We start from the raw sequence: 24,834 nt of genomic DNA on the forward strand, positions 1-24,834 counted from the left end.
CCGTCGCGGCGAACACTTGAGCGGTGCGCCCCGTCGGTGTGAGGCGGGTTATAGGCCTACCTAACCAACCTGTAAACAACTAATTTCATGTTTTTCGAAAAAACCTGATTTTCGCGTTTAAACGCCTAAAAACTTTACGAATATTTCAAAAATACGCGCTCAGGCGAAGCTTCCTTAAGCTACCTTTTGTGAATAGTCGAATGAATCGGAGAATCTATGTCATTTTGAGGATAGAACGAGTCTGAAACTGTTCAGTTAAGTGCCTAATGTATGTGAATCGCCGCTACTGCTTTTCAAGCTTCTTCTGCGCATCCCTAAGCATAATCTGAAAAGTACCGTGGTCCTTGAACTCTTGCGCGGTCCACATAATAGATTCGTTAAACTGTTTCTCGAAAAGGTAAGGCCCTGTACCGCCTGTCTTAGCCAGCGGATGAAAAGCTCCACCAGACACCTCAGGCCTATAGTTCTTATTCCGGCCAGGAACAAAGTAACGGTATATCCCCTCAAGAATCTGAGTAGGCTTCGAAATGGTTGGTCTTGCATCGTATGAAACAAGAGGTCCGCTATCGGTAAGACTGTTATGAACTAGTGTTTCATCAAGCCCTAGCGCTGCCCTAGCTGCCTGCCCCAAAAAGAGACGCCGCTCATAATCATCCATCAAATGTCCAGACCTATCTTTCCGCAATGCCCCAAGCATCCAATCAGCGGCAGATAAAACAGAACCGTCTTCCATCAGGATATAGTTATTCCCAAGCGCTTTGAAAAATTCCTTTTCATTTTTAATCTCTTCAGGCTTTCTCATTATCGCTTTAGGCACAACGGGCACTTGAAGAGGAGTGCCTGGAATATGGGATTGCTCGGTATGCTTTGAAGGCTTCGTTGCTGGCTTTTCATCTTCGACATCCTGCGCATGAAGAACCGGTGTGCATATATGTATATATAATAAAGAGTAACAGAGAGCTTTTACTGCTCTTCTCCCTACACCCGCTCTAAGCCCTGAATAGCCATTGCTCATTATGATGAAACCCCCTAATATGGCCACAAATCGATAAGCATTTATCGTAAAACAATAATAATTATGCAAGTGAATAAGGCAAAAAATGGACAACATTGGCAGAAACTTATTAGCCCTGAGAATATTGATCATCATTTTAGTATCAATGATGTCCATTCTACATGTGCTTTACTGGCTCTATCCCTCCACTTTGAGCGAAGTAATAGCTACTCACGAGCTTGTTGACCAATATGGCGGCTTTGAACGCCTCGATACTCAACAACGTGCACTAGGTTTTACAGTTACCTTAGCTTCTGTTGCTCTTTTGTGTTGGTCTATGATTCTTATTTACCGATTATCTCTTCAAATTGGTAACCATGAGTGGTTTAGCGCTCTAACAGAAAAGCTTTGTCTGCAACTGGGGAAAACGCTGTTCTTTTACACGCTCGCACGATTGATGGAGAATACTTTACTTATTCTCGTCTTGACGATGAACAACCCTGAAGGCGAACGCACCTTTGCTCTTACTATTTCTTCAAGCCAAGTTGTGATCCTGATACCTGCTTTTCTCGCGATTATTGCTGCACAGGTAGTGAAGGCTGGCCGCCTTCAAAAAGAAGAACTTCAGCAGATCATCTAGGGACAACACATGCCGATCATTGTAAAACTAGATGTTATGCTCGCCGAACGTAAGGTTAAATCGAAAGATCTAGCCTCAGCTGTGGGTATTACCGAAGCCAATTTAAGCCTTCTTAAATCCGGAAAGGTAAAAGGCGTGCGCTTTGCTACACTTGAAGCAATCTGCGATTATTTAAACTGCCAACCGGGCGACATTCTCCGGTTTGAAAATGACAAATGAGATTTATTTAAGTGCCTAAAAAACTGAAGATACTTTATCATCACCGCATCGCTGCTCAAGATGGGCAGAGCGTTCATATTCATGAACTGACAAAAGCATTTAAAGCACTTGGACATGAGCTGATATTTGTCGGCCCCTCTTTGCGCCCCAAGGAATTTGGGGACGAGAATAAGTTTCTTGATCTTGTACGAAAGGTTTTACCTCATTTCGCTCAGGAATTTCTGGAACTACTATACGGTAGGCATGCCTATAAAAAGCTAAAACAAGCATACGAAGAACATAACCCCGATGTGCTTTATGAACGGCATAATCTATTCCTCACCGCAGGTTCCAAATTAAAGCGAAAAACAGGTATTCCTTATCTCGTTGAAGTGAATGCCCCACTTATGGAAGAACGCTCTAGATATAACGGACTTCACCTCAAAGGCATAGCTGCGAAAATGGAAGAAGATACATGGCGTGCAGCCGATATGAACTTTCCAGTATCCAACGTGCTTGCCGATAAATTGCGGGAAAAAGGTGTAAGGGAAAACCAGATCACCGTAATGCATAATGGCATCAACTATGAAGATTATGAAAACATAGATCAAAACGCCATTCGCAAACGATATGGGCTTGAAGGCAAAACAGTACTTGGTTTCACCGGCTTCCTGCGAGAATGGCATAAACTGGAAAGAGTGGTCGAACTTATTTCCAATTTCAGTGAAGAAGAAAGCCCTCACTTACTTGTGGTTGGTGAAGGTCCTTCCGTTGCTACGTGTAAGGAATTAGCTGCAACACTTAGTGTAAGCCACCGAGTGCATTTTACTGGTTTCGTAAAAAGAGAAGATATTCCAGAGCATCTGGCGGCTATGGATATCGCCTTACAACCAGCTGTAACAGATTATGCCAGCCCATTGAAAATTTTCGAATATATGTATTCAGGGCTCGCCATTATCGCCCCTGATCAGCCAAATATTAAAGAGATACTGACTGATCAGGAAAATGCACTTTTCTTTACACCTGGCAATTTCGAACAAATCGAAGCACTAATCCTAAGACTTGTGACAGATAAAGAGCTACGGGACCGTATTGGTAACAACGCCAAAACAACCATCCCTGAAAGAGGCTATATTTGGCAGGAAAATGCAGCCCGCATCGCTGAAATTAGCGAACGTTTAATTAAGACCTAAGCGGTACTGATATATTCTTTAAGGGCGTCTGCTTCCTGCTTGGTTTCTTCCATCTGAACTTTCACTACATCCCCGATGGAAATAATCCCGACGACCTTTTCACCGTCCAGCACAGGGATATGGCGAATACGGCGCTCTGTCATCATTTCCATGAGATGGCCAACAGAATCATCGCCTGTACAGGTAAACACGGATTTGGTCATTAAACTTTCAACGGGATCAGCAAGCACGGAACCACCTCTTATAGCGAGGCCCCGCATAATATCACGTTCCGAAATAATTCCTGCCAGTTTCCCTGATGATAAAATAGGTATCGCACCAATTCGGCGCTCCCCTAAAAGTTTTGCAACATCTAAAACAGTACTGTCTACGCCAAGCGAAATTACGCTTGATCCTTTAGTCTCCAAAATTCGGCTAACATTCATATAAATCCCCTTTTTGTTGATAGCGGAGGATAGTGTTGCGCTGATGCGCTAAACCATTATGCACTTTTTTAGCGAAATACGCAAAACCAGACTAGAAAATGAAACATTGGCCGCGATCAGAAAGCCTCTTTTCATCACCCTTAGTCTGCGCTATGAAGTTTTGGGGCAAAATTCGGGACCAACGTATTGATTTTACGTAAGGGGAAGTTATGTCTCGGATTTTTTTCAAGAAAGCCGGACAAAAACCGTCTATATTTTCTACACTTGGTCTCATCTTGATGATAATGACCATTCTGGTGTTTGTAAGCGCAGGGCCAATTCTCGGGGTCTGGCAAAACGACAGCATGTCACCAAATGACTTTTTTGATTTGAGAATCAAATTATTAGATTTGGATCAAAAGCTTCTTATTGCAGGAAGCTTCCTCACTTTCTTTGGCATCCTGCACGGCAGGTTCAGTTCAAGAGTTCGAACGAGTTGGCGCGGCATTTCAGCGGCGCTTCTGGCAGTCACCGTGGCGGCAACTATGTGGCAGGTTGATCAATCAATCCGAAAGTCCCCCATTCTGCATGATATAACTACAGATATAAGCGATCCCCCATTTTTCACCACACTTGCAGAAAGAACCTATGAAAGTAATTCGCCAGAAGACTTTGTCGGTAGCAGGCTTTCAGCAAATTATGCTCAGCTACACACCTCAGCTTACCCCTATATTCAGCCAGTTATCAGTCCGCTGGATAAATCAGGTTTGTTTGATAAAGCACAACTGGCGGTCAAAAAATGTGGATGGAATATAGCCGCTTTAAATACACAAACTGGCCATTTAGAAGCCGTTTACACATCTCCATGGTTCAGGCTGAAAAGTAATGTCGTTATCCGCGTGCGCGAAGATGCCGCAGGTAGTAAACTTGATATCAGGGCCACTTCTGCATTAGGGCTAAGTGACTTTGGTATTAACGCTGCCCTTATTGAAGAGTTCAAGGAAGCACTCAATAAAGAAATCTCATAGGGCGCAAATGAAAGCTGTGAGACTATGCTCCAAACTATCCTGAAAATTGTCGCTGCCTGTATTGTGGTAAGCGTCATTACACACTTTGGCATTATCTATTTCACAGAGTTTGAAATGTCCATTCACGGTCATATTGCTATGGGCATTGGAATTTTATTCACTTATGGTGTCGGTGCTGGCTTGATGGCTCTTTTGTTTTTCTCTAACAAACATGGGCATGATGATGAGGTCTACACATCATCACAGGCTAAGGAAAACAGTGACGATTAATAATTGAGGTAAAAGCGTGGATACAGGAAGCTTCGATGAATTCCTATCTCTGGTAAAAGAAGTTTGGGAAAATGGCCTATACGGCGTTGATATTGGCCATATTGTAGTTGCAGTTTCTATTCTCGCCCTATTTCTTATCTTAAGAAATCTGCTCACACGCTTTTTCATCAACCGCATTAAAAGCTTAGCCAGCAAAACTAAAACGGATCTGGATGACACCGTTGTAGATGCTCTTGAGCAACCTATTCGTTTCATACCCGTTTTGCTTGGCATTTTCTTCGCGACAAGTTCCTTAAACTTGGATCAAGAATCTTCTGAATTTGCCTCTAACGTGAATAGATCTTTAATCGCGTTTGTTATTTTTTGGGCGCTTTACAGAGCATCAGACCCTGTCAGCGAGCTTTTGCAAACCGCAGAACGTTTCTTGACCCGCTCAATGATAGAATGGCTATCAAAAGCTATTAAGCTTGCTTTTGCTTTACTCGGCGGTGCTACCATTCTGGAAATTTGGGGCATTCAGGTTGGCCCGCTGATCGCTGGCCTCGGCCTATTTGGCGTTGCTGTAGCACTTGGTGCGCAAGACCTCTTTAAGAACCTGATTGCAGGCTTATTTATCATTGGCGAAAAACGCTTTCATCCTGGGGACTGGATTTTGGTATCAGGTGTTGTGGAAGGCACTGTTGAACATATTGGCTTCCGTACAACTACCGTAAGACGCTTTGATAAGGCGCCTGTTTATGTACCAAACGCCTCGCTTGCAGATTCCGCTGTTACCAACTTTTCCCGTATGACCTTCCGCCGCATTAAATGGCTGATTGGCCTTCAGTATAGCGCTACAGCCGAACAACTTGAAGCAGTACGCACAGGGATCGAAGAATATCTGGATAAAAATACCGCATTCGCGCGTCCTGAAGATACAGCAACCTTTGTACGTATTGATCGCTTCTCTGATAGTTCTATAGACATCCTCCTTTACTGCTTTACAAACACAACAGACTGGCTGGAATGGCTCGCGATTAAAGAAGGCTTACTGCTAGAAATAAAACGCATAGTAGCTAGTGCAGGAACGGACTTTGCGTTCCCAAGCAGAACCCTTTATTTAGAAGCTATGGGCGATGACCTAGAAGTCGCGCCTCTACATGGCTCTAAATAAGGAAGCAAAGCTTTGACTACAGACAGACGTGTAACAATCCGCGCCATCCCGCAACCATCAGACCTGAATGTGAATGGCAACATTTTTGGTGGTTGGGTTCTCTCACAAATGGACCTTGCGGGTGCTGACGTAGCTTCAAGCCGTGCCGGAGGTAATGTAGCAACTGTTGCGATTGAGGGCATGACATTCCACTGCCCCATTGAAGTAGGTGATGTGATCAGTGTGTACGCTGAGATTACAAAAATTGGCCGCTCGTCAATCACTACAAATATAGAGGTATTCGCGGAACGTGGTCCGCAGCGCGACATCCACAAGGTAACTGAAGGTGTTTACGTATTCGTTGCAGTTGATGACGAAGGTCGCCCGCGTAAAATCAGCTAATTTCTATTTTATAGACTAACAACTTTAAAGGGCCTCTAAAGGCCCTTTTTTGATACAAAACTTAAACAACTACATTTAGTTCTGCTTAGGTTGATCAGCCTCTTTTGGCGGGCTTTGCTCTATCTGGATACCAGATTTCTCAACGACAGCCGTACATCTCTTGGCAATAACATCTAAAAGCAAACGGTTCTCGGGAGAAATCTCTTCACGCGACAACTGTGCTGAAAGCTCAAGATACTTATCAAAATCTAACCGTTTTTGAAATTCACTGATGGTACATTCGCAGAGCATCTTACAAACCTGTTCCCCAACTTGTTCAAGGCACCCGGTTTCACAACGTTTACGGTCAAGCTCAAGAAGTTCCTGAGGGATTTTGCTATCTTTGGCGGATTGCGCCATCACACTTGCAGATGTTGCTAGTGAAATAACGAATACCGATGCTTTTAAAATCCGCTTCACGCCCTTGCTCCCAATTATTTGACCGATTGCCTCTCGACAATTCCACATATCACTTCCATATATTGGCCTAAAGTTAGAATTTAAAAAAGGGTCAAAATAATGGCAAAAGCAACTTTTGGAGCCGGATGTTTCTGGGGCGTCGAAGAAGTTTTTCGTACGCTGGACGGCGTTGAAGAAACCCTTGTAGGCTATATGGGCGGCTCTAAGGAGCGTCCAACATATAAAGAAGTATGTACAGATACCACAGGCCATGCCGAAGTAGTGGAAGTAACGTACGACGCTGATAAAGTTAGTTTTGATACGCTCGTAGACGTTTTCTTCAACAACCATAACCCAACGCAGCTAAATATGCAGGGACCCGATGTTGGTTCACAGTACCGTTCTGTTATTTTTTACGCAGATGACGCTCAAAAAGCAGCGGCTGAAGAAGCTAAAGCAGCTCTTATCGCATCGGGCCGTTTCAAAAAAGATATCGTAACAGCTATCGAACCAGCGGCTACTTTTTGGGCCGCGGAAGAATATCATCAGAAATATTTGATGAAGCGCGGCATGAGCAGCTGCCATATTTAAACTGTTAATTCCCGGTTTTACGGTACTTCAGGATATATGGGTTCGCTTGTTGGCGAGCCCATTTTTTATAATCCAATCCAACAGGCGCAAGCTCCAAGGCTTTCACCTCTGCTTCCGTTGCTTCTGCATCTCTATCAACCTGTACCTTTAAGAACTCCGCCAACATCATCCAACCTTCAAAGCTGTCTGGCGCCAACATGGTAGCCTTTTCGAGTGATTGTTCCGCAGTCGTTACATCTTCGCCGGTTAACCACAAAAACCGCCCATATAAACGCCAGGCTTCTGCGCTATCTGGCTCTAGCTCCAACGTTTTCTCGCACAACTGCCTGGCTTCAGCTTCACGGCCCTGTACATAACGAATAAGCGCTAAGTCAGAATATACAGTAGAACAATCATGATCATGCTTTAATGAGGAAAGGATAGCTTCTTCTGCATCTTCCATATTGCCTTCATCATAAAGCAGAAATTCACCATATTCATGCCAGTTCCAGTGTGTCTGGCTTAAATCCAGCCCACTTCGAAATAGCTGCTTCACCTCATCAGGTGCCCCACCAATATAACGAAGACAACAAGCATAAAGAGAATGTGCGAACCCTACGTCTGGATACGCAATCCGTAATCGTGATGCATATTCAAACGCTTCATTATACCTGTACATAGAAAGATATAAGACCGAGAGTTCAGCTACCGCTGCAATCTCTTCAGGTTCGATTTCAAGCACAGCTTTATATATAGTTTCCGCTTCAGCATATTGTTTGAACTGATGATGGTGAATATTGCCAATCGCAATACGGCACCAAATATCTTCAGGCTCAATTTCTATAGCTGTTTCAAAATGCTTAAACGCCAAGTCATACTCACTCATATGATCTGACAGAAGATAACCCAGTTCTTTATGTGCCCAGTAAAATTCTGGTTCCAGTTCAAGGGCCTTTTCAAAAGACTTACGAGCAGCACCTAATTTTCCCAGCGAAGTATATGCTTCACCAAGCTTGGCCCAACCCAGTTCAATATCAGGCGAAATTTCCGTTGCATTTTTCAGATATTCTACCGCTTCATCCCACCGTTTCAGGTCACTACCAAGCAGCACACCCAACCGGTAATTTAAATCACTATCATCTGGGGCAAATTGCAATGCATGCTTATAATTTTTAGCTGCTTCTTGATAGTTCCCTATCTTCTCATGATAAAGCGCGCCTAAATAACGCCGAGCCGTAATATCCTTTGGGTCATTCTCAATAATCGCTTTGTAATGCCCTGCAGCCTTATCAAAAGTTTTTTCACTTTCCTCAAAGTGCAAAGCAAGCTTATAGCGAGCCGGAGAATGATCCCGTTCAATTTCTACCAAACGCTCAAGAAGCTGTATCGCCTTGGATTTTGCATCAAGTTGTTCATCATAAAGAGCCGCCAGATAAAACATGGATGCGGTATCAGTATCATCGAGCTTTAGCGCCCTTTCAAAAGACGCTTTGGCCTCTTTAACCTTCCCACCAATGGCATATTGAACATAACCCAAATGGAAAAATGCCCATTGATATCCCGGTAATAATCTTGTTGCTTCTTTAAGCGCTTTTTCGGCCTCCACGAAATTTTCGCTCTGGCGGTAAAGCGACCAACCAAGCCAGCCGTGATAATATGGTTCTGTTGGGTCAAGCCTGATGGCTTCTCTTAGGTACTCCTGTCCTTCCGGGACCTTCCCAAGAAAGTCAGCGAGCATGATGCCCAACTTTCCCCAAGCCCAGTCATCCGTTGGATCTTCTTCTATCGCCCTTCTAAACGCCGTCTCGGAGGCTTGGTAATCATGCAAATGAACACTCAACAAATGGCCATATTGGCTCCAAACCCATGTGTCAGAAGGATCTATCTTGAGAACATATTCCCAATATTCCTTCGCTTCTTTCCAGCGCTCTGCAGCTTCCGAAGAGCGAGCAGCCGCTATGTATTTATCTTTATCCCCCAAAGCAGCAAGCTGTGGAATACCTGGACCTTTATCAGCATTTGTCGGTGCGGAAGTTTCTCTATCACTCAAGGCATCACGAGCGATGATCGAGTTTTGATCAGATGGATCATATTCAAGAGCACGGCTATAAGCCTGCGCCGCTTCTGCTCGCTTACCAGGAACGGCAGATAAAACGTCACCAAGGGCACGCCAAGCCGGAGCATATCGCGGAGCAATAGCAATTACCGCCCTTGCTGTGTTTTCAGCTTCAAGAAGCTCATCATCACGAAGCTGCTGCTCCGCCAGCATGATAAATTCCTGTGCTGATTTTATAATATCTGCTAATTCTGCCATAAGGCTATGCCGTTTAACGACGAAAAGGCTAAAACACGAGTCTTTATTGTATTTTAGCCTAAAATATTAGGCTGCTTTATTTTTACCTGCGCAGGATCTACAGGTGCCATGAAGTTCCAACGTTTGGCGTTGAATTTGGAATTCGGCTTTTTTTGATGCATAAACAACAGCTTGTGACAGTTCAGTGCTGGTCACCTCTTCAACATTTTCACATTCGTCACAAATTAAAAACTGGCTAACATGATAATCGCCTGCATGAGGACACCCAATATAAGCATTGAGAGATTCGATCTTATGTACCAGTCCTTCTTCCATCAAAAAATCCAGAGCACGATACACAGTCGGTGGCTTAGCGGAACCACCTTCATTCGCCAGTTGATCTAAAAGATCATATGCCTTTACTGCTTTATGTCCCTTCCATATCATAATCAGAATACGGCGACGAAGATCGGTAAAGCGTGAACCACGTTCCGCACAAATTTGTTCTGCTTTTGCAACTGCATTATCAATGCAAAGATCATGATCGTGTTTATGAGACACACTATTTTCCTTAGCTAGTTCCCTTTAATATTAACTAAGTATTTGGCAGGTTTCCAGCATTCTGTTCATCAACTTTTGAAATTCATCTAATTCAGGTGTGAACTTCCGCCTGAGAATTGTGAATTTGCAACGATATGTGCACGTACATCACTAATTAGTTTATCCAATTCCAATTCTGCAATTGCAACTTCATCTGGATTTGAAGAACCAAGACGAGGCATAATTTCCGCCATACGTTTAATATGGGGCGTTCTCCTACCTATGAGCTGGGAAAAAACAATATCAGTTTCATCAACTAGGTATGGTTCACCTTCATCGTGCAAACGATTAGCATCCACCAACTCCATGGCATCTTTCGGCACATGGTAATAATTCAAGGATTTATGAAGGCTCGTATCATCAAGGAACATTTTATAAGCAATTAACTCACCCCATTCTGTACGCTTAGGCAACCCAAGCGGAACAACCTTGATGCCGCATTCAAGTACACGTGGCAGAAAAAAGCTATCATTAATGCCTGTGATATAGTTAATTCCGTTACTTCGAGCATATGAAACCATAGCGCAAAAGAGTAAGCCTTTAAGGGGAATACCATCTTTGTTGTAGCGTGAATTGCTAGATACAAATACCCGAGACATCTCCCAAGCATCTGCCTGAGTTGGTGCTTCTTCTACACTGCAAAACGCTTCATATTCATTTTTAAGGAGATGAGGCCTTTCTGTTGGTACCAACCTTAATCCTGCTTCTAATTCACCATCAGGCCCAAGCGCTACAATATAAATAGTTCCTTCAGCATCATAGGCATCTTTTTCTCTTCCATCAGCACTTCCCCAGTGCCGGATTTTCCGACCTTCCACATAGAGTTTATGGCGCATACAATACATATGATCGAATAATTCTTTATATTCATGCTGTTTTTCAAAAGGGATAATTTTAATCATCTAAATACCAATATAATAAACTTGAAACATGCGAAGATCTATAAGGTGATCAAGTTTCGTCTGGCGGCTTCTTCTATAGCTTGCGCCCGTGTAGAAACACCTAAACCATTGATTGCTCTATTGATCTGAAAACTAACTTCATCTTCACTAATACCCAACAGATGCGAAATCTCTATATCAGTCTTCCCCAGAGCAATGCATTTAATACATTCAAGCAGGTTACTATTTCCTCCCTTTCTTTCTACGTTATGAATACGCTCCAACGAAGCCTGATGGAAAAACGCGACAGTACCGAGAGCTCTGATCGTCTCTGCAGATACATCTGGCTTTTTGCCATACACCACCAGAACCGTAATGGAACCTTCAGGCCCATGAATTGGTGCTACAAACCCATCTTTTCCATCAAAGAAATGATGTAGTTTATCATAAAACCTTCTAGCAAGAGGAGATATCTCAATATTCTCCAAAAGCGTGTTCCATGTAAACGGATACCGGGTATGAAAATGCTCTACTGTCTCTTCACCATAATGAAGTACTTCTTGTTCGGCATGTTTAGAAAGCCAAGCCTTATCAGAAGCAGTTGTTGGAGCCACTGTTAAGGCACCAAAATCAGCGGGTGTTACTACCTCAATATACGTCGATTGTTCATATCCATATTCATGAAGCAAACCTTCAAAAATACCGTTAATTTCCTCAGTATTTTTTGCATTCTGAATCAAGCGAATAATATCCACCATCTGAATATCAATCGACGTATCCTGCATAAACTAGCACCCCAAACTCTATATTTAGCTTGAAGTGCACAGAATAAGACACTTCAAGCGACAGTGCTTCACTTTCACCCAGAATGAAGCGCTTTATAGAAGCAAACTATTATTCGCCATCAGACATAATATCCATTACAGCGAGAGTCATTGCCTCTACTCCTTGTGTAATAGTAGCCTGATAATCAGGTTTAAAGAAAGGTGAATGTAGACTTGGTAGCTTTTTTTTACCTTCCTGAGCAGCCTTAACATCTGCAGGGTCAGCAGCCCCAACCCAGAACATCAGGCTGGGAATTTGATCTTCAGTACGTCCATAATAAGCAAAATCTTCAGCTCCCATAACCGGAGATGACCAAATAACGCGATCCTCGCCAAACTTTTCGGTCATTGCCGCATGTATTTTGCCGGTAAAATCAGGTTCATTATATGTCGCGGGTGTTCCTTGACTGTATGTTACCTCAGGCCAGAGCTCTTTCGGCAACCCAATTGACATTGCTTGAGCTTCTGCAATTCGTTTAATACCTGTCAGCAGGTTTTCACGCACCTCATCGGTATAGGATCGAACCGTTAACTGTAAATGCGCACCGTCTGAGATAATATTGTGCTTGGTACCGGAATGAAACGAACCGACAGTTACCACCCCTGAATCAAGTGGGGATGTTTCCCTTGAAACCAAAGTCTGAAGCGCAGTTACAATCTGAGCCCCTAAAACGATTGGGTCTTTTGTTGTATGTGGATAAGCACCGTGTCCACCAATACCCTTGATAGCGATATCTACGCTATTAACATTGGCCAAAGCATATCCCTGTGTCATACCAACTGTTCCTGATGCCATTGCAGAACTCACGTGCAGGGCGATATTATAATCAGGCTTTGGAAACTTTTCGAAAAGGCCATCCTCAAGCATTGCCTGGGCACCACCAACCGTTTCCTCTGCTGGTTGCCCGATAAACACCAACGTACCTTTCCACTGGTCTTTCATACGGGCCATCTGCCGGGCCGTTCCAATAAATGATGTCATATGAATATCATGACCACAGGCATGCATTACGCCAACAGTATCACCTGCTTCATTCACCCCCATCGCCTTACTTGCGAATGAAAACCCAGTTTGTTCAGTCACAGGTAAAGCGTCTAGATCAGTTCGTACAAGTACAGTCGGGCCATCACCATTTCTTAGAACACCAACCACCCCAACACGCCCAACTTTTTCAGTTACGTCAAAGCCAACCTCGCGAAGTTCCTTGGCAATACGTTCTGCCGTATTAAATTCCTTGAAGGAAAGTTCTGGGTTGCTGTGCAAATGTTTGTAGAGGCTATCTAGATAACTGTAATCTTTTTGAACAGCACCTGATATATCATCTGCCGAAAGTGCGGATGTACCGAGAAGTACACCCATAATTGCCGCTTTAATCTGTTTCATTTTCCTACCCCTTATTCTTGTAATTTTGAGCATTACAAATTGAACAGGAATTGCAAACTGAAAAAAACGTGTGCAACAAATTAGATAATACCACTACCTCTGGGGGCAAGAGAAACATGCCTATGAGAAGCAACAGAAAGAATAAGCCCAAACGCGATTGCCCATGTCAGGATCGCAGAACCGCCGTAAGAAATAAGAGGTAAAGGCACGCCTACCACAGGCATCATTCCCATAACCATGCCAATATTAATAAACACATAGTAGAAAAGGGTCATCGAAAGCCCAGCCGCCAATAATCGCCCAAACTGGTTCCTACAGCCAATACCTACCAGCAAGCCATAAGTAAGAACAATTGTGTATAACAAGAGAACTGCCACAGCACCGAGCAGTCCAAATTCTTCAACCAATACCGTAAAGATAAAATCGGTTTTCATTTCAGGAAGAAAATTCAAATGACTCTGCGTCCCTTCAAGGAAGCCTTTGCCTGTCATTCCGCCTGACCCAAGCGCAATTTTTGACTGTGTAATTTGGTATCCTGCGCCAGTTGGATCAGATTCTGGATTTAAGAATGTAAGTACTCTGCCCTTTTGGTATTCTTTCATCAATGACCAAACGATAGGTGATGCTGCAACTACAGAGACGCCGGCTGCTATAAAAAACCATGTCGGAAGGCCGGCTAAAAATATGATAGCAACACCGCCGGCAACAAGGGTAATACCTGTACCAAAATCAGGTTGCCGCACAACGAGCAGCACTGGTATGGCTATCAGAATAAGCGGCGTAAACAGGGTTGTTATCTTCCTACTCTGATGAAATGGCCGAGCGTGATAAAATCTAGCTAAAGCCATAATCAAGGCGATCTTCATAAGTTCCGAAGGCTGTAACCTCATGAACCCAATGTCGAGCCAGCGTTGGGAATTCTTACCAAAATCCCCTACCAATTCCACAGCAACCAGCAACAAAACCCCTACCCCCCACGCGGGATAGGAAAGTGCCATCCAATAACGGATATCCATTACACCAACAATAAGCATGATGATAAAGGCAACGCCCAAGCGCATAGAATGCCGGGAAGCCCATGGATCCCAGGCGCCTCCAGCAACACTATAGAGCATAGCTACACCGACAGAGCCGATAAGCAAGGTAACGAGGATCATTCCCCAATTCAGACTTAGAAGCCGCTGAAACGCATTCTTTTCGGCCCGCCTGGGGCCAAACATACGCGCACTACCCATTATGCCTCTCCCTGTTCAACAGGTGGTAATGCTGGCTTATCTTTAAGCTCTAATGCTTTATCTAATACGGCTCGGCCAATCGGAGCGGCTTTACTAGCACCACCACCACCATGCTGTACGAGTACGGAAACCGCTACTTCAGGATTTTCTGCCGGGGCATATCCTACAAACAGTGCATGATCACGTGCTGCCCAAGGTTTTTCGTCATTTTTTAATACACCGCTCTCTCGCTCTGCCCGGCTAATACGCCTCACCTGAGCGGTACCAGTTTTACCAGCCTGCTTTATGGCAGACTTGGAACGCCTGTAATCATGCGCTGTGCCTTTTGGCTCCATCACCATCTCCATGCCGCGCCGCATTAAACGCATCATAAGAGGGTTCACTTCCATAGGGCTGAAGTTTGGGTCAAAATCAAGTTCATCAGTATAGCGAATTAGACGTGGTGTTACTTCATTGCCTGAAGCAATACGAGATGTCATTACAGCAAGCTGAAGAGGCGTTGCCAACATTGCCCCCTGCCCAATGGACACATTCAGTGTTTCACCCAAATGCCAGGGCTGGTTCTGAATAACCCGCTTCCATTGGCGGTCAGGAACAAGACCTTCTTTTTCCCCGTCTACGCCAAGTGCATAGGTTTGCCCCAAACCAAATCGCTTTGCCATCTCAGCAATAATATCAATATCAAGCTTCTCAGCTATTTCATAAAAATAGACATCACAGCTTTTGGAAATCGCGTCCAAGAGATTTACATGACCATGACCATTTCGTTGCCAACAGTGGAATAAATTATTCCCTAATCGGTGCTTCCCATTACAGAAGAACTTGGTTTCCGGGGTAATAATACCCTGTTCCAGTGCAGCAAGTGCAATAACCATCTTTACCGTAGAACCCGGTGGATATTGGCCTGTCATACATTTGTTAAGCAGCGGCTTCCTGGGGTCATTCAACAAACCTTGCCAATTGGCACTACTAATGCCTGATGTAAACTCGTTAGGATCAAAAGTAGGTGCCGATGCAAGCGAGAGTACGTCGCCGTTTTTTACATCCATCACAACGACCCCAGCGGATTCCTCTCCCAACTGATCAAGGGTGAATTCCTGCAAATCCATATCAAGTGTAAGATGAAGGTCCTGGCCTTTAAGAGCTTCCTGCCTTGGAGGTAGTTCGCGAATTTCCCTGCCAATGGCATTAACTTCTACCCGGCGTGTTCCTGCTTCGCCGCGCAATTCTTCTTCAAACCGTTTTTCTATACCTTGCCTGCCAACCTTGGCGCCCGGTAACTGATAGAGAGGATTTCGTCCAACATCATTCTCACCCGGACTAGCCAGATATCCAACAATATGCGCAACTGATTGCCCGTTCGGATAAAACCGCGAGAGACCAACGTTAGTTTCAACCCCCGGAAGGTTGGGCATATCTACATTTACCCGACTGAATGTTTTCCAATCCAACCCCTTCGCAACAGTAATAGGCAAGAACTTACGTTGTCGTTTGATTTGACGTTCAATACGCTTCAGTCTGCGGTCACTGATTTTTACAATTCTGTTAAGTTTGGTTAGCGTGTTAGCGACTTCTTTTGCTTGTTCAGGAATAAGATATACACTGAAATCACGACGATTGGTCGCAATCTTCCGCATCTTACGATCAAATATCTCCCCACGAACAGGAGCTAAAAGCCTGACGGAGATACGGTTTTTATCTGCGCGAAGTTTATATTTCTCACCATTTACAATAGAAAGATAATAAAGCCGTCCACCGAGTGCGGTTACAGCAAGGCCTTGTGCCCCGGCCAGAATAAAGGCCCGGCGACTGAATGCATGATATCTTAATCCTTCACGTGCCATAGCTTATCGTAAGACCAAACGTCTTATCCGTCCCAGAAAAAAGGCAACCGGCGCATATGAAAAAGCTGTTACCAACCACTGCACTAAAAGTGGTTGCACAGGAATGAGGGACCTTTCAACAGCTGACACTATCACCCAGGAAACTGCGTATAAGCCAAAGGACATTAGTCCAAAAACAATCCAATGCACCAATTTGTTCCGGCCTTTATAGTGTTTCAACTGATTGAGCACAAAAAGGCGCGTAAACAGTAAAATCAACATATTCAGACCAAGTGGTACCGAAAGCCATAAATCGAGCCAAAACCCTAAAATGGCACATGCACCGTACGGCATGAGAAGTGGACGTGATGAAAGCCAATAGAATACAGCTATCAGAACCAGATTGGGGACAACCACATTAGCAGCGCCTGTTCCAATAGGTACAAGCATTAAAATAGCAAGGAAAAATGCCGAAACTACAGGAAGTAATCCCGCAGGGCCGCTAGCAACCATCGGAGAGCGTATTTTATTCATTGCCCTGCTCCGCCTCCAAAAGCTCTACATCCTCAGGTACAGCCTGATAATCCATCACACGTACATAGTTAAGCTTATCAAGCAAACCAAGCGGTTCCAGTGTGATAATATCTGCATCAATATTTGAAACCCGAGCGACAGGAATATCCGGAGGAAAAACACCCCCATGCCCAGATGTTAAAAATCTGTCACCTACACGAATATCAGCTTCTTCTGGAAAAAAGCGAAGTCGCATGAAAACTTCATTCTGTCCTTCTGCGATCGCGAGCTCACCTGAACGTTCCAATCTTACAGGTACTCTGCTGTTCAGGTCAGTAACTAATAAAACTCTGCTACTTAGAAAACCTACATGAAGCACACGGCCCACAAGACCTTCACTATCCACTACAGGCAAATTATAGCGTACGTTGTCACGGCTACCTGCCCCGATAAGGATACTACGCTCAAACGCACCGCCGCCAACACCAATCACACGCGCTGTTGCTGCCGGTGTTACTTCTCGTTTTGGTACTTTAAGAATTGTGCGTAATTGTTCGTTTTCACGACTTAACTGCATTGCAGCTTCCCGCCACTGTTTCAGGCGAGCGTTTTCATCTTTAAGTGTTTCATTTTCTAGATAAATGTCGGAAACACCAACAATTCTTTCGAGCCCGGACTGTACAGCACGAACAGGCTTTTCAAGTAGCGTAAGGATAGGAGAAACAACATCACCTGCATACGCACGTACCTGCGCCGGGACAGCAGTATTAAATACTTCCATCCCAAGGAATATGATTGCGATAACCAGATAAAGCCACAGCGCATCTCTGCCGCGGTTTGAACGTCTCGCCCCACCACCAGAAAAATTCGCTGATTGCAGTCTCGTCGCCAGCGCTCTTCCCCTCACTACGCCGTTTTAGCCTAATGGTTTAGTAACTTTCAGTAAGTACCAAACGCAGCGTTTCATCTTCAAGCGCACGGCCAGTACCAAGTGCAACACATGTGAGTGGTTCTTCTGCAATTGTAACAGGCAAGCCCGTTGCACGGCGAATTACTGTATCAAGATCATTGAGCATGCCGCCGCCGCCAGTTAGTACCACGCCACGGTCAACAATATCCGCTGCGAGTTCAGGCGCTGTATGCTCTAGAGCTACCTTCACACCTTCCACAATAGCGCTTACTGGCTCGGAAAGAGCTTCCGCGACTTGAAGCTGATTAATTTCAATTTCTTTCGGCACACCATTCATGAGATCACGCCCTTTGATAGTGAGCGTTTCACCAACTCCATCTTCTGGAATAAGAGCCGTACCGATTTCTTTTTTGATACGTTCAGCTGTTGCTTCACCAATAAGAAGGTTGTGATTACGGCGAATATAAGCAATCAGCGCTTCATCCATTTTATCACCACCAACACGAACGGATGTTGCATAAACGATACCACAGAGAGAAAGAACAGCTACCTCTGTTGTACCACCACCAATATCAACTACCATCGAACCTTGCGGTTCTGTAACAGGCAGGCCAGCACCAATCGCAGCAGCCATCGGTTCATCAATCAAATATACTTTACGAGCGCCAGCTTGCTCAGCTGATTCCTGAATAGCTTTACGTTCAACTGCTGTAGAGCCTGAAGGAACACAAACAACCACCTGCGGGCTTGCCCACGAACGGTTATGTACCTTCTGAATAAAATGTTTGATCATCTGCTCAGCAACGTGGAAATCCGCAATCACACCATCACGAAGAGGTCGGATAGCCTGAATGCCACTTGGTGTACGGCCAAGCATAAGCTTCGCTTCGTCACCTACCGCTAAAACCCGGTCTCTACCTTGTTCATTTTTGATAGCAACAACAGATGGTTCATTCAGAACAATCCCTCTACCTTTCACATAAACAAGTGTGTTGGCTGTCCCCAGATCGATAGCCATGTCAGATGAAAACATACCGAGCAGCTTTGATAGCATTTAGCGCCTCTTATTTTTGCGGTTCCAATTACTGTGGAAGACGACTCCCTAGTGCGGTTATGCGGCACTTATCTCTTCCAGACAAGAGCCATTACACATGATTAGGGCGAGTTTTTGATTTTTCTGCATTTTTTTAGCCTTTTCGGGCTTAAATCACACAAATTATTTTAAATTAAAGCCAATTTATGAAGGCCGTATAACGTTCGTGATACAGCTCAGGAGCAAAAATCAAGATACCGGATGAAATACCATTGTTAGTGGCATGCAAAAGCATGGCAGGATAGATAGACTTTGTTCTCTGGAATATGTACCCGAATGTCAGGCCCGCGACGAATAATATTGGCATAGTGTCTAGATCAAAATGTGCCGCAGCAAATACAAATGAACTTACAATCAACGCCATAATAGATCCGATCTTCTGTTCAAGCGCTGTTTGCAGATATCCTCTAAAAATAATTTCCTCAATAACCGGTGCAAAGACCACGATACACATGAGAAGAAGTATAGAAGACAACGAGCCTAAAGAATCTCCCGCCATAATGATCAAAGCTTCAGTTTCAGGCTGCCCATCAGTCTCAACAAAGGTATCATACGCATATCCAAAGGCTAACAAGGCAAAGAGAACAGTACCCACGAGTATAGAGGTTTTCTTGCCGCTGATTTGAATAGGCTTAAACCCAACGCTTCCATAAGCATTCGCTCTTTCCATCCCCACAAATACCGAAAGCGTCAAGATCGTTAAAAATATCGTGCTGGCGATCAAGCCTAGCTCTGTCATTTCTATTTGTAAAATGGCCGCCACAACGGCTACAAGAAGAGCCACAATAATCTGCAATACCGGATATGCGATCACCAGCAATATGGCGATGACAATCATGCTACCCTTATCTACCTGACCTTGATTTGTATTCATATACCCTCTCCCCTTCCCTATCTTTCGATATAAGAGAGGGAAATCAGGCTGCAAGGTCCTGCAATAGCAAACGCCGTTTTCTGAATGAATGCGCTATCAGGCAACGAAGAACAGCTGATAAACCACCGCCAATGAATTGTTCAGTATATGAAGTAAAATCACAGTCCATAGAGATCTGGTTCTAACGAACAACACCCCAAACCCCACACCCAAAATGAAATAAAGAGGGAAAACAGCGAGATTAAAATGGATGATGGCAAAAAGCACAGAAGTTATCAGTACCGCAATCTGGGGATTATATTTCTTCTCAAGTGAATTCTGGATATACCCTCGAAACACAATTTCTTCGATAATCGGCGCAACAATAATCACCATTAAATAGGTTAATATTGCCATGATACCAATGCCGCCGTCCTTTGAAGCGGTGAGCATCTTTTCTCCAGCACCGTTTTGAATAAGTTCAACTGCTTCTGGCTGCAGGGACGCATATAAACCACTTGCAACTCTTATTGCGACAAAAGCAATAAAAACCCAAAAAAGCGCGTTCGCAATTGTAAAGTCACCCTTTTGAAAACCAATTACTCTTTGGTAGTCAACACCGCCCTTTGAAACGTCTTTAAATACCCAAAAACACAGGCACACCGCCGTACCATAAACTGAAAGAACACCAATATCGTCTGTGGTTATTGGGCTATCCTCCCCGTAAAAACCACTGTAAACACCAAGGATAAAGCCAAAAATTAACTGAGATACAAACCAAACGAAAAAGGCAGTCGTTGCACGAGATCCGGTTAGTTCATATGGTTCAGGTGCTTGTTTTTCTTCTTCAAGAACTTCATTTAAATCAGACATAAAAAATCAACATTAATTGCACTAATGCACCAAACTTTAGCCATGTAATGCATTAATGCAACCCTGTACAAAAACGGCCCCGCAATGGAGGCCGTTCGGTCGTTTATCTTTCTGGCCTTAAGCAGACATGGGTTCAGGCGCGGTTTTCTGCCTCTTCACCATTAGCTTATTAACCGCAGACACATAAGCCCTAGCGGCGGCAGTAACGGTATCTTCATGGGCACCCTGCCCGTTTACAGTGCGGCCATCATGCTCAAGCCTTACTGTGCATTCTGCCTGAGCGTCTGTACCTTGCGTTACAGCATGCACCTGGAAAAGCTGTAAGTGTGGTTGCATTTCAATGGTTTCTTTAATGGCATTAAACACGGCGTCTACAGGTCCTGCGCCGTAGGTAACTGTTTTATGCTTGTCGCCATCAATAGTCATTGTGATGTCAGAGATAGCTGTACCGTTGGTCGACGAGTGCGTATTGACCGAGATCACCTGCATACGGTTAGCCCATGTAGCTACTTCATCATCTACAAGAGCAACGATATCTTCATCATAGATATTCTTCTTACGGTCGCCTAATTCTTTAAAGCGTCGGAAACATTCCTGAAATGCATTATCGCCCAGCTCATACCCAAGTTCCGCAAGTTTATCGGCAAACGCATGACGCCCTGAATGCTTACCCATCACAAGTGAGGATTTTGTAACACCTACACTCTCTGGGGTCATAATTTCATAGGTTTCAGCGTTCTTTAAAACGCCGTCCTGGTGGATACCACTTTCATGAGCGAATGCGTTTGCACCAACGATCGCTTTATTATTCTGAACCGTAAAACCCGTTACCGTGGAAACAAGCTTGCTAGCACGCATAATCTCGGTGGATTCAATATTAGTATAATAAGGTAATGCATCGCCGCGAGTTTTAAGTGCCATCACCACTTCTTCCATCGCCGCGTTACCAGCACGTTCACCAATGCCGTTGATCGTACATTCTATCTGGCGCGCGCCACCCGCAACACCTGCAAGCGAATTGGCAACAGCCAAACCAAGGTCATTATGACAGTGGGTGGAAAAGATAGCCTTATCAGAGTTCGGTACATTCTCAATAACCGAACGGAACATATGTTCATATTCCGCCGGTGTTGCGTACCCAACCGTATCCGGCAGGTTAATTGTTGTGGCACCAGCTTTAATCGCAGTTTCCACCGCGCGGTAAAGAAATTCAAGCTCTGTGCGGGTTGCGTCTTCCGCACTCCACTCCACATCATCCACAAAACCACGTGCATGGCTCACCGATTTGTGCACCGCCTCAATAACCGCCTCAGGCTCCATATTCAGCTTTACTTTCATATGAAGTGGGCTTGTTGCGATAAAGGTGTGAATACGACCTGAATTAGCAGGTTTCAAAGCTTCAGCAGCTCGGTCAATATCGCCGAGGGCAGCGCGAGCAAGCGAACACACTGTGGAATCTTTAATGCGTTCCGCAATTTGCCGTACACATTCAAAATCCCCGTTTGAGGCAATTGCAAAGCCAGCCTCAATTACATCCACTTTCATGGCTTCAAGGGTTTCTGCGATACGTAATTTTTCTTCTAGCGTCATGGATGCGCCCGGAGATTGCTCTCCATCACGCAAGGTGGTGTCAAATATTCTCACACGGTTTGCTTCACTGTGTGACATGGCCTTAATCCTGATATTGCTGTTAATCTAAGTTGTTGCGAGTTTGGCGATACCCTTAAACACAAAGCACTAAGGCTTTATTCAAGTGTTTAAGGGCCGATAAGTCGACCAGCACCAAGAAGGAGAAGGCTGAGAAGAAGCCCAGACATAGCAAATGCAAAAGCTTCCGCTTTCATTTTCTGCTGCGCACGAGAGATAGCAATCGCCCGCGCTTTTTTCTTATGTCTCATTGCTTCATTCATATTGTGGTTTCACACTGCCATTTACGCAATAATAAGTTCGAAACAAACACTTATCACATTATAATATTTTAGCAATACAGTTTATTAAGTAATATTATTGCGTAAATTTCTTAAAAAAACGTCAAACAAAGTATATTTGCCATTCATCACTCAATATTCAGGACATAATAATACTCATCGCACCATTCACCTTTCACGAACGACGCTTTTTCATGCAGCTCAGATTGTTCGAAACCAAGTTTCAAGAGCACTTTTTCGGACGCAATGTTACGGGCATCGGTTTCTGCTTTGGCCTGTTTCACACCAACCGCCTTGGCAACCGCTGGGATTACATCCTTCAGCGCTTCACCAACATAACGGTTACCGTGTGCTGAACGATTTAAGCTATAGCCGATACCGATATCAGGATTACCGTCTATCTTGATACCAAGACCAATGTCCCCCACCGCTTTACCACTGGACTTTTCTTCAATCACAAGCTGGAACCATTCTCCTTCAGGAAAAGGTTCAATAGCTGACATTTTTTCACAAAAGGCCTGAGACCTCTCTAGCGAATACGGGTAATCCCATAGGGTATAACGCGCAACCTCTTCATCATCCCGCCAACTGTGAAAGGCTTCCGCATCATCTTTTCTGAACCGCCGAATAATAAGCCGTTCTGTTTCAATTGGAAAAATATCCATAATTTCCTCGCTGTTATTCTATCTGTATTACGTAATAAAAAAAGGCGACCTGTAAAGGCCGCCTTTTCAACTCAGATAGGAAAAACTATTTTAGTTTTTCTCTTTGTCTACAAGCTTGCCTTCTTTCATCCACGGCATCAAACCGCGTAATTTGGAACCCACTTCCTCAATCGGGTGGCGCTCAGCAAGACCGCGATGTGCATTCAGCTCCGGGTTACCTGCATTGTTATCCGTGATGAAATCTTTTACGAAACGGCCTTTCTGAATATCTTCAAGAACTCGCTTCATTTCCGCTTTCGTTTCATCAGTGATAATACGTGGACCTGTTTTATAGTCACCATATTCAGCTGTGTTTGAAATTGAATAACGCATGTTCGCAATACCACCTTCATAGATCAGGTCTACGATAAGTTTGGTTTCGTGCAGACATTCGAAATAAGCCATTTCTGGTGCATAACCCGCTTCAACAAGCGTTTCAAAGCCTGCCTTGATAAGCTCAGAGATACCGCCACACAGAACAGCTTGCTCACCAAAGAGATCAGTTTCACACTCTTCACGGAAATTGGTTTCGATAATACCTGAACGGCCACCGCCAATAGCTGATGCATAAGAAAGACATAGATCGTGTGCTTTACCTGAAGCGTCCTGATCAACAGCGATCAGGCACGGAACGCCTTTGCCAACTGCATACTGCGCGCGCACCGTATGGCCTGGGCCCTTCGGTGCAACCATAATCACATCAAGATCTTTACGGGCATTGATCAAACCGAAATGAACATTCAAGCCGTGCGCGAACATAAGGGCCGCACCCTCTTTCATATTCTCAGCAAGTTCATCGGCGTAAATTGCTGCTTGATGCTCATCTGGTGCCAGCATCATCACCATATCAGCTTCACGTGCTGCTTCTGTCGCTGTCATAGTTTCGAAACCAGCAGCTTCCGCTTTCTTACGTGTTGCTGAACCTTCACGCAGCGCAACAATAACACGCTTCACACCACTATCGCGCAGGTTACCAGCATGAGCATGGCCCTGACTACCATAGCCAACGATGGCAACGGTTTTATCCTTCACCAAATTTACGTCTGCATCACTATCAAAATAAACACGCATGTCTTTTGTCCTTAAAAGGGAAACCCCGTTTACCTAAATATAAGTTATAGCCCGGCTTCGCCGCGACTAAGGGCAACAGCCCCTGTTCGTGCGGCCTCAACGAGGCCTAATTCTTTCATCAAATCAATAAAGGCGTTGATCTTCTCCGCTGATCCGGTGAGTTCAAACACAAAGCTCTCTGTTGTGCTATCAACTGCGCGTGCCCGGAAAGCCTCTGCAAGCCGAAGCGCTTCAACACGCCTGTCACCCGTGCCTGAAACCTTCACAAGGGCAAGCTCACGGGCTACAAACGGGCCATCTATCGTCAAGTCGGCTACTCTGTGTACAGGTACAAGGCGGTCTAGCTGCGCTTTAATCTGCTCAATCACCATAGAAGTGCCAGAGGTGACAACAGTAATACGCGAGCGCGCTTCGCCTTTACCAACGGCAGCCACAGTAAGACTTTCAATATTATAACCACGGCCAGAGAACAGGCCAATTACGCGGGCAAGAACCCCTGCTTCGTTATCAACAATGACACTGATTGTATGTCGTTGAATTGGGCCAATTTCTTTCATCGAACCATCCATCTTATTATCTT

Annotated in this window: 28 protein-coding genes; 8 read left to right on the forward strand and 20 right to left on the reverse strand. The window is 44.5% G+C overall.

Features of this window, described 5'->3' with window-relative positions:
• Window positions 1–283: 283 nt before the first annotated feature.
• Entirely contained in the window at window positions 284–1,015 is a 732-nt protein-coding gene (locus tag MF542_RS03390) for a hypothetical protein (RefSeq protein ID WP_247015973.1), read from the reverse strand.
• Window positions 1,016–1,100: 85 nt separating this feature from the next.
• On the opposite strand from MF542_RS03390, the gene MF542_RS03395 reads away from it, so the two are divergent.
• From MF542_RS03395 to MF542_RS03405, 3 genes are read left to right on the forward strand one after another with little or no spacing between them, the layout of a single operon-like run.
• Entirely contained in the window at window positions 1,101–1,634 is a 534-nt protein-coding gene (locus MF542_RS03395) for a hypothetical protein (protein ID WP_247015975.1), read from the forward strand.
• 9 nt (window positions 1,635–1,643) lie between these two features.
• Window positions 1,644–1,853 (forward strand): helix-turn-helix domain-containing protein, encoded by a 210-nt coding sequence (locus MF542_RS03400; RefSeq protein ID WP_247015977.1) that lies wholly within the window; start codon window positions 1,644–1,646, stop codon window positions 1,851–1,853.
• Window positions 1,854–1,864: 11 nt separating this feature from the next.
• Window positions 1,865–3,025 (forward strand): glycosyltransferase family 4 protein, encoded by a 1,161-nt coding sequence (locus MF542_RS03405; protein ID WP_247015979.1) that lies wholly within the window; start codon window positions 1,865–1,867, stop codon window positions 3,023–3,025.
• Here MF542_RS03405 and MF542_RS03410 read toward each other — a convergent pair.
• Window positions 3,022–3,450: a CBS domain-containing protein gene (locus MF542_RS03410; protein ID WP_247015981.1), complete on the reverse strand. Its 429-nt coding sequence runs from the start codon at window positions 3,448–3,450 to the stop codon at window positions 3,022–3,024. The two genes, MF542_RS03405 and MF542_RS03410, sit on opposite strands and share 4 nt — an antisense overlap.
• A 209-nt stretch (window positions 3,451–3,659) precedes the next feature.
• Between MF542_RS03410 and MF542_RS03415 the strand changes: the two genes are divergently transcribed.
• From MF542_RS03415 to MF542_RS03430, 4 genes are read left to right on the forward strand one after another with little or no spacing between them, the layout of a single operon-like run.
• Complete coding sequence (locus MF542_RS03415) at window positions 3,660–4,457, forward strand: DUF1499 domain-containing protein (RefSeq protein ID WP_247015983.1); 798 nt, start codon at window positions 3,660–3,662, stop codon at window positions 4,455–4,457.
• Window positions 4,458–4,481: 24 nt separating this feature from the next.
• On the forward strand, window positions 4,482–4,727 hold the full coding sequence (locus MF542_RS03420; protein WP_247015985.1) for a hypothetical protein: 246 nt from the start codon (window positions 4,482–4,484) through the stop codon (window positions 4,725–4,727).
• A gap of 16 nt (window positions 4,728–4,743) precedes the next feature.
• On the forward strand, window positions 4,744–5,880 hold the full coding sequence (locus MF542_RS03425; protein WP_247015987.1) for a mechanosensitive ion channel family protein: 1,137 nt from the start codon (window positions 4,744–4,746) through the stop codon (window positions 5,878–5,880).
• A 12-nt stretch (window positions 5,881–5,892) separates the two neighbouring features.
• Window positions 5,893–6,261, forward strand: a complete 369-nt coding sequence (locus MF542_RS03430) for an acyl-CoA thioesterase (RefSeq protein WP_247015989.1) — start codon at window positions 5,893–5,895, stop codon at window positions 6,259–6,261.
• A gap of 75 nt (window positions 6,262–6,336) precedes the next feature.
• Here the strand turns inward: MF542_RS03430 and MF542_RS03435 are convergent, their stop codons facing one another.
• Window positions 6,337–6,720, reverse strand: coding sequence for a hypothetical protein (locus MF542_RS03435; protein ID WP_247015991.1), 384 nt, complete (start codon window positions 6,718–6,720; stop codon window positions 6,337–6,339).
• A 99-nt stretch (window positions 6,721–6,819) separates the two neighbouring features.
• Here MF542_RS03435 and msrA point away from each other — a divergent pair, with 99 nt between their 5' ends.
• Window positions 6,820–7,290, forward strand: a complete 471-nt coding sequence (msrA, locus tag MF542_RS03440; protein WP_247015993.1) for a peptide-methionine (S)-S-oxide reductase MsrA — start codon at window positions 6,820–6,822, stop codon at window positions 7,288–7,290.
• Between the two features lie 4 nt (window positions 7,291–7,294).
• Here msrA and MF542_RS03445 read toward each other — a convergent pair whose 3' ends face one another.
• From MF542_RS03445 to ilvN, 17 genes are all read right to left on the reverse strand, one after another.
• A complete protein-coding gene (locus MF542_RS03445) occupies window positions 7,295–9,583 on the reverse strand; it encodes a tetratricopeptide repeat protein (RefSeq protein WP_247015995.1) in 2,289 nt (762 codons plus the stop codon).
• 66 nt (window positions 9,584–9,649) lie between these two features.
• Entirely contained in the window at window positions 9,650–10,123 is a 474-nt protein-coding gene (locus tag MF542_RS03450; RefSeq protein ID WP_247015997.1) for a transcriptional repressor, read from the reverse strand.
• An 86-nt stretch (window positions 10,124–10,209) separates the two neighbouring features.
• Entirely contained in the window at window positions 10,210–11,064 is an 855-nt protein-coding gene (locus MF542_RS03455) for an acyl-homoserine-lactone synthase (protein ID WP_247015999.1), read from the reverse strand.
• Window positions 11,065–11,102: 38 nt separating this feature from the next.
• A complete protein-coding gene (locus MF542_RS03460; RefSeq protein ID WP_247016001.1) occupies window positions 11,103–11,828 on the reverse strand; it encodes a helix-turn-helix transcriptional regulator in 726 nt (241 codons plus the stop codon).
• A gap of 109 nt (window positions 11,829–11,937) precedes the next feature.
• Entirely contained in the window at window positions 11,938–13,251 is a 1,314-nt protein-coding gene (locus MF542_RS03465; RefSeq protein ID WP_247016003.1) for an amidohydrolase, read from the reverse strand.
• Between the two features lie 80 nt (window positions 13,252–13,331).
• Window positions 13,332–14,486, reverse strand: coding sequence for a rod shape-determining protein RodA (gene rodA, locus MF542_RS03470; protein WP_247016005.1), 1,155 nt, complete (start codon window positions 14,484–14,486; stop codon window positions 13,332–13,334).
• Window positions 14,486–16,330: a penicillin-binding protein 2 gene (mrdA, locus tag MF542_RS03475; RefSeq protein ID WP_247016007.1), complete on the reverse strand. Its 1,845-nt coding sequence runs from the start codon at window positions 16,328–16,330 to the stop codon at window positions 14,486–14,488. The genes rodA and mrdA overlap by 1 nt, the downstream gene beginning before the upstream one ends.
• A 3-nt stretch (window positions 16,331–16,333) precedes the next feature.
• On the reverse strand, window positions 16,334–16,843 hold the full coding sequence (gene mreD, locus MF542_RS03480; RefSeq protein ID WP_247016009.1) for a rod shape-determining protein MreD: 510 nt from the start codon (window positions 16,841–16,843) through the stop codon (window positions 16,334–16,336).
• On the reverse strand, window positions 16,836–17,729 hold the full coding sequence (gene mreC / locus MF542_RS03485) for a rod shape-determining protein MreC (protein ID WP_247016011.1): 894 nt from the start codon (window positions 17,727–17,729) through the stop codon (window positions 16,836–16,838). The genes mreD and mreC overlap by 8 nt, the downstream gene beginning before the upstream one ends.
• A gap of 22 nt (window positions 17,730–17,751) precedes the next feature.
• Window positions 17,752–18,786, reverse strand: a complete 1,035-nt coding sequence (locus MF542_RS03490) for a rod shape-determining protein (RefSeq protein ID WP_247016013.1) — start codon at window positions 18,784–18,786, stop codon at window positions 17,752–17,754.
• A 172-nt stretch (window positions 18,787–18,958) separates the two neighbouring features.
• Window positions 18,959–19,699: a CPBP family intramembrane glutamic endopeptidase gene (locus MF542_RS03495; RefSeq protein WP_247016015.1), complete on the reverse strand. Its 741-nt coding sequence runs from the start codon at window positions 19,697–19,699 to the stop codon at window positions 18,959–18,961.
• A 96-nt stretch (window positions 19,700–19,795) separates the two neighbouring features.
• The gene (locus MF542_RS03500) at window positions 19,796–20,551 is read right to left on the reverse strand and encodes a CPBP family intramembrane glutamic endopeptidase (protein WP_247016017.1); all 756 of its coding nucleotides are present in this window, start codon (window positions 20,549–20,551) and stop codon (window positions 19,796–19,798) included.
• Window positions 20,552–20,668: 117 nt separating this feature from the next.
• Window positions 20,669–22,219: a 2-isopropylmalate synthase gene (locus MF542_RS03505; protein WP_247016019.1), complete on the reverse strand. Its 1,551-nt coding sequence runs from the start codon at window positions 22,217–22,219 to the stop codon at window positions 20,669–20,671.
• 89 nt (window positions 22,220–22,308) lie between these two features.
• Window positions 22,309–22,449: a hypothetical protein gene (locus MF542_RS03510; protein WP_247016021.1), complete on the reverse strand. Its 141-nt coding sequence runs from the start codon at window positions 22,447–22,449 to the stop codon at window positions 22,309–22,311.
• A 158-nt stretch (window positions 22,450–22,607) separates the two neighbouring features.
• Window positions 22,608–23,144, reverse strand: coding sequence for a GNAT family N-acetyltransferase (locus MF542_RS03515; protein ID WP_247016023.1), 537 nt, complete (start codon window positions 23,142–23,144; stop codon window positions 22,608–22,610).
• Between the two features lie 90 nt (window positions 23,145–23,234).
• Window positions 23,235–24,254, reverse strand: a complete 1,020-nt coding sequence (gene ilvC / locus MF542_RS03520) for a ketol-acid reductoisomerase (RefSeq protein ID WP_247016025.1) — start codon at window positions 24,252–24,254, stop codon at window positions 23,235–23,237.
• A 44-nt stretch (window positions 24,255–24,298) separates the two neighbouring features.
• On the reverse strand, window positions 24,299–24,811 hold the full coding sequence (gene ilvN, locus MF542_RS03525; RefSeq protein WP_343264849.1) for an acetolactate synthase small subunit: 513 nt from the start codon (window positions 24,809–24,811) through the stop codon (window positions 24,299–24,301).
• Window positions 24,812–24,834: the final 23 nt, after the last annotated feature.

The organism is Kordiimonas laminariae, from assembly GCF_023008165.1.
In the GTDB taxonomy this organism is placed as follows: domain Bacteria; phylum Pseudomonadota; class Alphaproteobacteria; order Sphingomonadales; family Kordiimonadaceae; genus Kordiimonas; species Kordiimonas laminariae.